Source organism: Streptomyces sp. NPDC001315 (assembly GCF_042896175.1).
GTDB lineage: Bacteria > Actinomycetota > Actinomycetes > Streptomycetales > Streptomycetaceae > Streptomyces.
The window spans coordinates 300554-310369 of the sequence record NZ_JBIAWZ010000009.1 but is presented as its reverse complement, the minus strand read 5'-3'; the positions used below and the strand labels follow the sequence as shown (position 1 = coordinate 310369).

The following is a 9816-nucleotide window of genomic DNA, read 5'->3' as shown; positions in this document are numbered from 1 at the left end:
GTGGCGTTGTGGTGGGCGTGCCAGTTCCAGCCGGCCTGCGGGAGGAAGTCGCCGCGGTTCATCGGCACCGGGTCGCCGCCGACGACCGTCCACACACCGGAGCCCTCGACGACGAAGCGGAAGGCGTGCTGGGTGTGGCGGTGTTCCGGGGCGTCCTCGCCGGGCATGAGGTACTGGATAGCCGCCCACAGCGTCGGGGTGGCGAACGGCCTCCCGCCGAGGGAGGGGTTGGCCAGCGCGATGGCCCGGCGCTCACCGCCACGGCCGACGGGAACGATGTCGCCGGCCTGGGCTGCCAGCTCCCGCAGCCGCTCCCAGCGCCACAGATGCGGCACGGCGCGCGAGCGCGGGTGGGCCGGCATCAGGTCGCCGATCTCGGTCCACAGAGGTACGAGCAGTTCCTGTTCGAAACCCCGGTACAGCTCTTCGAGCGCCGGGGTGACCTCGGGCTGCCCCTCCGCGGAGACGGCCTGGAGCCGCACCGGGGAGCCCGTAGCGATGTCTTGGGCGATGGAGGACTGAGTCACAGACCACAGCGTGCACCGTGTCTTCAGGAAGAACATGTTAATTCTGGAGAGCAGAACGAGGGCCCGAACCGTGGAACCTGAACGCCCCGGCACGCACTGGAGAAGGACCTGGCCGCGCAGTGCTGAGTCCCGATCGCACTACGTTGCGGATGCTTACCTTACGTAGACTCTGATTTCCTCAAACTGCGGCGATCACCACGTGCTCCTTGCCGTCCTTCGCCGCCTCGGCTGCCTCCCCTGCCCGCGTGAGCGGCAGAAGTCCTCGACCGCGGTCACCCGCGCGTGGTCCGGATCGGCCCGCGGATTCCCCCCCCAGCCGACGAGGTTGTCCAGCGCCTTCACCACCGCCTCGACGTCGGCCGGCCGGCACCCCGCGTCCAGGGCGGCGTACGGTCGAAGTCGCCCCAAAATCACGTGGAGCGGGGCGGGCGTCGCTGCGCATCTCGAAGACACGGCGGCGTGCACCGGAGCCGCGTTCGCACAAGCGATCTGGCCTTGATCCACGCCCGCCCCGCCGACCCTGCTGACACTCCACCCGCTCGCGTCTCCTCGAGACGGTACGGGGAAGCCGTGACTGCCCTCACTTCGCCGCTGCGCACACCTTGGAGTTGCCCCATTGCGCGAGCGTGAGGGGCGTGGTGCGGCCCGGGCGGCGTCGACCGCGCCTTGGGCGGCGCGATGCGTCGGCCAGTGCCTCCCGGAGTGGAACCAGATGAGCCGCCACGGCTGCCAGGCAGTAGTGCTCGTCATGGCAGACGGAACAGGTCGCCAAGTGGGCGGTGACGGCACCGGCCTCTTCCTTGACGAGTGTGTGGAGCGCATATTCGGCCAGTTGTTCACGGGCGGTGTGGCATTCCTGGAGGGAGCTGATCATGTCGAGACGTCCTCTCTGGGCTGCGGCACGCGCCGCAGGGGCGCGCAGCTACGGCACGACGAGGCGGAAGTGGGCTGCGGATGAGCCCGCAGCACCACGGCGGACCGAGGGCCGGACGTGCGGCAGGGGCACTGCGGGCTCTCGGGCCTGGTTCCGTTCACAGGTCCAATGTCGCCGAAGCCGGGGCGGTCACGCGTCGTCCCCCTGGAGCGAATCGCGTCTACCACATCCGTGGTACGCGATGCCTGACCTTACGGCCGACGTCGTCCCGGTCCGCCGCCTGCGATCTTCACCGCCGTGAACGAGAGGCTTCAGCCGCCGGGCTGACCAGGCCGCACTGGTAGGCCATGACCACGAGCTGGGCCCGGTCACGCGCCGCCAGCTTGGTCATGGCCCGGTTGACGTGCGTCTTGGCGGTCAGCGGGCTGACGAACAGACGTTCGGCAATCTCGTCGTTTGAAAGACCCAGCGCCACCAGGCACATCACATCGCGCTCCCGTGGCGTCAGGTACTCCAGGCGTTCCTGGACGACTGTCGGACACAGTTCGGGCTGCGCCAGAAATCGGGAGATCAACGCGCGGGTCGCCACCGGCGAGAGCAACGCCTCACCGGCGGCCACCGTACGGACGGCGTCGAGCAGGACCTCCGGCAGTACCCCCTTGCCGAGAAAGCCGCTCGCCCCCGCGCGCAGTGCCTCGGCTACGTGCTCGTCGTCCTCGAAGGTGGTGAGGATCAGGACCTTCACCCCGGCGAGGTCTTCGGACTCGCTGATCAGTCGCGTGGCGGCGAGGCCGTCCATCTCGGGCATGCGGATGTCCATCAGGACAACGTCCGGATGCAACGCACCCGAGAGTTCTACGGCCTCCCTGCCGTTGGCGGCTTCACCCACGGTTTCCATGTCGTCCGCGGAATCGAACAGCATCCTGAAGGTGCCCCGTAGCAAGGCCTGGTCATCTGCGAGCAGGACACGAATCGTCACGTTCGTCCTCTCGTCGATGCTGTTCGATGCCGTTCGATGCCACATCGTGCTCCTTCGTGCCGGACAGCAGCGGGAGTTCGGCGATCACGGTGAAACCGCCCTCGGGGCGGGGTCCCGCGTGCACCATGCCTCCCACGGTGCCGGCCCGCTCTCGCATCCCGATAAGCCCGTGGCCAGTCCCCGACCGGGAGTCGGCGGGTTCCGAGTCTCCGTCGTCCTCCACTGTGATCGTCAGCCAGTGCGGGCGATAGCACAGGTCCAATCGGGCGTGGTCCATACCCGAGTGCTTACGCACGTTGGTCAAAGCCTCCTGAACGATGCGGTACGCCGCCAGGTCGGCCGCCGGCGCCAGGGGCTGGGGGACGCCGCTCAGCGTCTGCTTGACGGCGAGCCCCGCACGTTCGAAAGAGACCAGAAGGGCCGGTACCTGAGCCATGCCCGGCGTCGGATCACGCGGCGCGGCGGTCTCGTCCGGCTGCCGGAGCAGGCTCACGGTCACCCGCAACTCGTCCAGCGCGGACTGACTCACGTCACGGATACCTTCCAGGGCGGTGAGTACGTGCTCGGGTCGTTGTTCCACAAGATGGACGGCGACACCCGCCTGGGCGTTGATCAGGGCGATGTGGTGGGCCACCACGTCGTGCAACTCACGTGCGATCCGCATCCGTTCGTCGGCCACCCGCTGACGAGCCTCCTGCTCACGGGTGCGTTCCGCGTGCTCCGCCCGTTCTTCCACGGCCGCCACATAGGCTCTGCGTGATCGCACCCCGTCCCCGACCGCGGCCGGCAGAGCCGTCCATGCCAGCATCGCCGCATTGTCCGGGGACAACCATGTGTGGGGATCGGACACCATGGCCGCTCCCACCACCACGGCTGCCGACACGCACGCTGTGGTCCAGGCTGTGCGCCGGTCGGTACACACGGCGACGGTGTAGACGGACACGATGACCGGGCTCGTCTCCAGCGGGCCTTCCCGGAACCCGAGCCCCTGAAGAACTCCCGCGCAGCCGACGGCCACGACGAGTACGCCAAAGGGGTGGCGGCGTCGCCACATCAGCGCGAAGCAGCTGACCCCGAGGAGCACCGCGGCGGGCCACCGGAAGGAGAGCCGGTGCTCGTCATGAACGATCGAGACCGCCACCACGGACAGCACGAACAGCACGGCTGACATGAGGACGTCCGCGACGCCCGTCCGAGCCTGCGCTCTGGGACTTCCAGCGGTGATCACTGCCATGCCACCACCGTAGGCCCGATGACCGGACCAGGCATGGCGTGGCCGGCCAGTACAGCCCGGTGCCCGCGCCGACTCAGTACCGCTGCGACGCTCTTCGCGGTGCTCGATCGCCAGGGACGAGTCCTTCTTCGGCGGGTGTTCGGGCAGTGTCTCGGCACTCCGCAGGTGAGGCTGGGCCCCCTTCAGCTCACCGCCGCGACATGGATGACGACTTTCCCCCGCCGATGCTTCTCGCGCAGCGCCTCGTACGCGTTGCGCGTGTCGGTCAGCGGGACGACGCGGTCCACGACCGGGGCGAGTTGGCCGTTCTCGATGAGCCGGGCGATTGCATCCAGCTCGTCGTGGTTCGGCTCGACGATGAAGAACACGCCGTGGGCACCGTGCTCGGCTGCCTTCTTCGGATCTGGCGGCGACACGATGCTGACGAGGACGCCGCCCGGCCGCAGGACAGTCCACGACCGTGTCTGCGTCTCGCCCCCCACCAGGTCCAGTACGGCATCGACGTCCTCGACATGGTCCTCGAAACGGGTGCCGGCGTAGTCCAGGACCTGTTGGGCGCCGAGGCCGGTCACGAAGTCGCTGTCCTGTGCGGCCGCCGTCGCGGTGACCCGCAGGCCTAGGGCGGAGGCTATCTGCACGGCGAACGAACCGACGCCCCCCGCCCCGCCGTGGATCAGGACATGCTGTCCGGCCTTGACAGAGGCGTGGTCCACCAGCGCCTGCCAGGCGGTGAGCGCCGCCAGTGGCACGGCCGCCGCCTTGTCGTGTTCCAGTCCTGCGGGTTTGGCCGCCAGAACATCGACGGGCACGCTGACGTACTCGGCGGCCGCACCGTCACGTGTGAACGGGATCAGCCCGTAGACCTCGTCCCCCACGGCCACACCGGTGACACCTGGACCGAGCTCGGACACGATCCCGGACACCTCATGAGAGGGGACGATGGGGGTGCGGTCCTCGCCTGTCCCGTCGATGCGGTCGGTCCAGGTGGCGTCCCAGGTGAGCTCTTCCGAAGTGATGGAGGCCGCCCGAACGGCGACGAGCACCTCGCCCGGTGCAGGCCGCGGTCGCGGCGCCACCTCGTACACGAGCTGCTCGGGTCCGCCACGGCTGTGGGCCCGTACGGCGTACATGGTGTTCACGAGGTGATCACTCCAAAAAATCGAGCAACACCGAACCCGCCGTCCATAGGGACCCGCCCACGGCAACGGCAGCGTGTATTCGGCCGCTTGCGCGATGTCGTGGACTCGTTCGGCCGGTCACCTCCAGGATCGGACGGCTGACCTGAGCCCGCATCTTCTCTTCATGGTCCGCACAGAATGCTCTCGACCCGATCAAGGCCGCGCGGCCAGGTTCAGCCTTCGGCCCGCTGGGTGATGGGAGCCTCTGTGCGATCCCCCAGGAACTCGTACCACCGGCGCTCCAGGCAGACGTATCGGGTGTCCGCTTCGACGAGGCTCAGGAAGGCCGCCACGGTTTCGGCGAGACGTTGCTGCAGCCCGGGGTCGGCAAGCGTCCCGTCCTCGGCGAAGGCCTCGTAGCAATTGGCAAGGCTGAACATGTCCGGATAGACGCGAGTGCCCAGGTGCTCCAGGGGAACCCGCAGCGCCCACAGCCCGCGGTTGCCGCCGACCATGGACGGCGAGGCGGAGACAAGCATCGCGTGCTTGGTCTTGAACGGCTGCGGCCGGACACGCGAGACCCAGTCGATCGCGTTCTTCAGCACCCCCGGCACGGAGCCGTTGTACTCGGGAGAGGAGATCACGAAGGCGTCGCACTGCTCCAGCCGCTCCCGCAGCGCGAGCGCGCCGCTCGGCATCCCGTGGGCGGTCTCCACGTCGCCGTCGTACAGAGGCATGTCGAACTCGTGCATGGTGGCGAGGTCGACGGTGGCACCGGTGTCGGCGATCAGCCGGCTCACAAGAGAGGCGAGACGGGCGTTGCTCGAATCGGCCCGTAGCGCGGCGCCGAAGGCAAGCACCCGCAGTGGGCCGGGGGCGGCGTCCCTGGGCATGGACACGTCCTTCCGTCGTACGGATTCGCGCCCATGGGTAGGGCGCCACGCGATCAGTGTGGTCCCGCCAAGGTTGACGCGCGACAGGAGCCGGGCAATCCCGACCAGCACCAGGCGCCGACGATGTGGCCCGCCGCCTCCTGGGGAGGGAGGCCGCATCAGCCGTGAACGCCGCCGTATCAGTCACGAATTGCTGGGGACTCGCCAGCCTGGTGCTCCTGTCCACCCGGGTGGTGCGCCGCATCAGACCCCGACACCCGCAGCCGCGCCTGGACCGCCACACCCACCCACGCGCCGCGCCATCCCGCCATCCCGCCCGACGAACTCCGCCCGCAAAAGTCACGCATTCGACGGGCAAACTCCCGTTCTCGTCGGCCGAAAACCCGTCCGCACGCCCAGCTGCCGAAGCCGACGCGCGCCCGTGCTCGCGAAAACGCATAGATGCTCGCTCAAGTGACAACACGTCCGAACCCCTTGCCCGTCTTGTAGCGCCTGGCGAGCGCGTGGAACGCTTCCTTCGGTTCCCAGGGCATATCGGGGTAGATGCGTGCGTCCGCGGGGTAGCTGCTCTGCTCGTCGAGGATCTTGACAATGCCGTAGGAGGCCATGTCCTCGTCCGGTCCAGACAGTCGGTGGGGTGTGGCGAAGCCGGCGAAGCTGAACCAGAAGACGGAGTCGACGCTCTCCTCTTCGAAGACGGTCATGAGGTCGTCGAGGTAGCGGACCTGCTCGCTTTCGTCGCGTACCAGGTCGGGCTTGAGGGTGACGCCATCGGCTTCCTTGGCCATGTACCAGCCGGCGCCGCCGTAATCGCCCGCGCCCCGGTAGGTGCAGCAGCCGACCTCCATGATGGCGACGGGCTTGCCGTGGGCGAACTCCTTGCGCAGGTCGTCGCGGTAGGTGGGGGCATTGCGCAGGCCCCGGAAGGCGTCGAGGCCCACGATGTCGAACGGGGTCCAGTCCACGCCGTCCAGGGGGCAGGAGGCGTAGCTCAGGCGACCGCCGAAGAGGGGGCGTACGGTGTCGACGACCTCCCCCAGGAAGGCGTTGACCTTGTCGGGGATGCCCTGGAGCGCGGCCTCGCGGCCGGGGCCTGCCAGGATGGGGACGCGCTCGTTGAAGGTGTCGCCAGGCAGGTATCCGCGGGCGAACAGGCTGAGTTCGCAGCCAGTGACCAGGGCCACCGCGGCGCCGTCCCGGCGCAGCCGCTCCGCCCGTTCGGCGCAGTCGGTGAACAGCGGCAACATCTCGGCGTTCGTCAGTTCGCAGGGGAACGGCGAGAACCAGACCTCCAGGCCGGCGTCCGCCGCGTACCGCGCCGTGGTCTCGATCCGGTCCGGGTCGCCGCCGGTGATGCGGACCGCTGTGCAGTGCAGGTCCTTCGCGATGACCCGCATGTCCCGTTCGGCGTCCCGAGGGTCGAAGACGGGGCGCGAGGTGTCGCCGTTGGGAAAGGTGCCGGTGTCGTAGTGGATGCCCTTGCCGCGCAGCATGACGGATGCCTCCGATAAGCGTCGCTGTGTTTCGTACGGCGCGATCGTCCAGGTTCCAGCTGCGTCAGAGTCAAGACCGGATGCTCGTCAGCCCAGCGTGCCTCCGCGACGGCCTCTTCCACCAGCGTCACCACACCCACACCTCTTCTTCCCGCGCCAGTCCGTAGGTCCCTTGCTCCGGCTTCGAAGCCGGCTGCTCGATGCCCGCCGACGGAACTGCCGCACTGTCGACCTCGCCGTGGCACCGAGCGGCGACATGCTCGCTGGTGTGTCATCAGCAGGTGGACCGCCGGGCGGGGGCGGGCTCCGCGCTCGTCCGGCGGCGGGGGGCCGCTTGGCGGCACGGGAACAGACCCATCCTCATCTGCCACGCGAACGCCGACGCACAAGGGCCCGCCGTCGAGCCCGAACTGCCATGCAGCATTATGTGGGTGTGATCACCATTCATCTGAAGTACGAGATTGACGCCGACAAGCTTGAGGACTTCGAGGAATATGGCCGCCGCTGGGTCGGGCTCGTCAACCGTTTCGGCGGGACGCACCACGGCTACTTCCTACCGAGTGAGGGCGACAGCGACATCGCCTACGCCCTCTTCTCCTTTCCCAGTCTCGCCGCGTATGAGCAGTACCGCACGGACAGCATGACCGACCCGGAGTGTCAGGATGCCTTCGAACTGGCTCGTAACACCCGCTGCATCAAGCGGTACGAGCGCCGCTTCCTACGACCGCTCGACGTCACGTCCTAGGCCAGGGCCGGGCTTGAACGACTGCCCCGGACGTTACGACATGGCCGTGAATTCATTCGACCGGTTACGAACTCGGTTGTTTCTCCACTGCCGTCGGCATGAGCTAGCGATTGACGGTTCGCATCCCCGCCTCGTCATACCGCTCACCCGCCGCCTCCGGCAGCTCCGCGTCGATGCGGGCCAGGTCGTCCTTGGTCAGCGCGATGTCGACCGCGGCGGCGTTCTGCTCCAGGTAGGTGCGGCGCTTGGTGCCCGGGATCGGCACCAGGTCCTCGCCCTGGGCCAGCACCCAGGCGATGGCCAGCTGGGCCGGGGTCACGTCCTTCTCAGCCGCGATCTCCTTCACCTTTGCCGCCAGCCGCAGGTTCGCCTCCAGGTTGGTGTCCTGGAAGCGCGGGTTCTCGCGGCGCCAGTCGTTCGCGTCCAGTTCGTCCGGCGAAGTGAACCGCCCGGCGAGGAAGCCGCGGCCGAGCGGCGAGTACGGCACGAAGCCGATGCCCAGCTCCCGGCACGCGGGCAGCACCTCGGCCTCCACGTCCCGCGACCACAGCGAGTACTCGCTCTGCACGGCGGTGATCGGGTACACGGCGTGGGCGCGCCGGATGGTCTCCGCGCTCGCCTCGCTCAGCCCGATGTACCGCACCTTGCCCTCGGCGACCAGTTCGCCAAGCGCGCCGACCGTCTCCTCGATGGGCACGTTCGGGTCGACCCGGTGCTGGTAGTACAGGTCGATGTGGTCGGTCCCCAGCCGCTTCAGGGAGCCGTGGATCGAGCTCCGGACGTGCTCGGCCGAACCGTCCTGCGGGCCGACCGTGCTGATGTCGCCGGGTACGGCGTTGTCCATCCGGTAATTGAACTTTGTCGCGATCACATACTCGTCGCGATGCCCCCGGATCGCCTCGCCGACGAGCGACTCGTTGGTGAGCGGACCGTACATCTGCGCGGTGTCGAGGAAGTTCATGCCGAGGTCGAGGGCGCGCCGGATGGTCGCGATCCCCTCCTCTTGGTCGGCGGATCCGTAGAAGGCGGACATGCCCATGCATCCAAGGCCGATGGCCGATACCTGGAGGTCCCGCAGACTGCGCTTCTGCATGCCGTGTCCCAGCCTTTCCTGAAACTCGATCGTCCTTCGGGCGGCGCCAAGCCCCTCATCCATCTAGCGACGGATTCCGCCGCCCGGCATCCCGTGGGACACACCGGACGGCGGGGGCCTCGCGCCACGGTGTCTGCGACGCTACGACCTGGAGCGCACTCGAGCGCAAGTCAGCCGTTCAGGCGGGCCGGCCGAACTTTCGCACCTGTGCCCCTAGGGTGACCGGAGCTGCTGCCGTGAGACAGCGGCCGCGCTCCGCGTGTCGTGGAGGGCGGCGGCGAGTCGGCCTCGGCTTGTGATGTCGAGGCGGGAGTAGATCCGGTAGAGGCGGGCTGCCACGGCGCCGGAGGAGATGGACAGGCGGTGGCCGATCTCGTGGTTGCTCAGCCCCTCTGACGCGAGTATCGCTATCTGTATTTCCTGTGCGGACAGCGGTTCGGTACTGGTGCGGCGCCGGCCGCTGGACTCGCCGACAGCGCGCCACCCCGAGCCGGTGCCCGTACCTGCCGCGCGGTCCGCGGCCGTGTCGCGCCCAGTACACCCAGCACCGTCATCCACGGCGCCGGGGAGAGCGGTCATGCCGTCGGCGGTGATCGGCTCGTCGGCAACCAGCGCCGGCCGACGCGGCTTCCCCGCTTTGCCCGGCCCCGTCAGGGCCGGGCGCGAGTGGACCGCCGTGGTCTGCTCAATCCGCTGGGTGGGCTCCATGCCTCGCATCGCCTCACGTCTCGCCGGTCACGTGACCTCCATCGTCGCGAGGGCCACGTACACGAACATCCGGCGGCTTCACGGAGATTTACGTGGCCCTTGCGGTAACGCCCAGACACTGAGCGAGCGTTCGCCGGCGACCTGCTGGTCTC

Annotated in this window: 10 protein-coding genes; 1 reads left to right on the top strand and 9 read right to left on the bottom strand. The window is 68.5% G+C overall.

Translation table 11 applies throughout. The features are described from left to right. The 7 genes from ACFY16_RS25520 to ACFY16_RS25490 form a co-directional block, all read right to left on the bottom strand. Positions 1–527, bottom strand: a 527-nt coding sequence (locus ACFY16_RS25520) for a cupin domain-containing protein (RefSeq protein ID WP_390649492.1), incomplete at its 3' end; no start/stop codon positions are given. 580 nt (positions 528–1107) lie between these two features. Continuing rightward, entirely contained in the window at positions 1108–1401 is a 294-nt protein-coding gene (locus tag ACFY16_RS25515) for a zf-HC2 domain-containing protein (RefSeq protein WP_390649491.1), read from the bottom strand. A 289-nt stretch (positions 1402–1690) separates the two neighbouring features. Then, entirely contained in the window at positions 1691–2380 is a 690-nt protein-coding gene (locus ACFY16_RS25510; protein WP_390649490.1) for a response regulator, read from the bottom strand. Then, a complete protein-coding gene (locus ACFY16_RS25505; RefSeq protein ID WP_390649489.1) occupies positions 2352–3323 on the bottom strand; it encodes a sensor histidine kinase in 972 nt (323 codons plus the stop codon). Before ACFY16_RS25505 ends, ACFY16_RS25510 begins: the two co-directional genes overlap by 29 nt. Before the next feature lie 473 nt (positions 3324–3796). Continuing rightward, the gene (locus tag ACFY16_RS25500; RefSeq protein WP_390649506.1) at positions 3797–4744 is read right to left on the bottom strand and encodes an NADP-dependent oxidoreductase; all 948 of its coding nucleotides are present in this window, start codon (positions 4742–4744) and stop codon (positions 3797–3799) included. 221 nt (positions 4745–4965) lie between these two features. Further along, positions 4966–5625, bottom strand: a complete 660-nt coding sequence (locus ACFY16_RS25495; protein WP_390649488.1) for an NADPH-dependent FMN reductase — start codon at positions 5623–5625, stop codon at positions 4966–4968. 449 nt (positions 5626–6074) lie between these two features. Continuing rightward, positions 6075–7118, bottom strand: a complete 1044-nt coding sequence (locus tag ACFY16_RS25490; protein WP_390649487.1) for a hypothetical protein — start codon at positions 7116–7118, stop codon at positions 6075–6077. A 433-nt stretch (positions 7119–7551) separates the two neighbouring features. Here ACFY16_RS25490 and ACFY16_RS25485 point away from each other — a divergent pair, with 433 nt between their 5' ends. Further along, positions 7552–7863, top strand: a complete 312-nt coding sequence (locus tag ACFY16_RS25485) for an NIPSNAP family protein (protein WP_390649486.1) — start codon at positions 7552–7554, stop codon at positions 7861–7863. Between the two features lie 103 nt (positions 7864–7966). Here the strand turns inward: ACFY16_RS25485 and ACFY16_RS25480 are convergent, their stop codons facing one another. Together ACFY16_RS25480 and ACFY16_RS25475 are read right to left on the bottom strand one after the other, a co-directional pair. Next, complete coding sequence (locus tag ACFY16_RS25480; RefSeq protein ID WP_390649485.1) at positions 7967–8956, bottom strand: aldo/keto reductase; 990 nt, start codon at positions 8954–8956, stop codon at positions 7967–7969. A 213-nt stretch (positions 8957–9169) separates the two neighbouring features. Continuing rightward, complete coding sequence (locus tag ACFY16_RS25475) at positions 9170–9664, bottom strand: response regulator transcription factor (RefSeq protein WP_390649484.1); 495 nt, start codon at positions 9662–9664, stop codon at positions 9170–9172. Positions 9665–9816 lie beyond the last annotated feature (152 nt).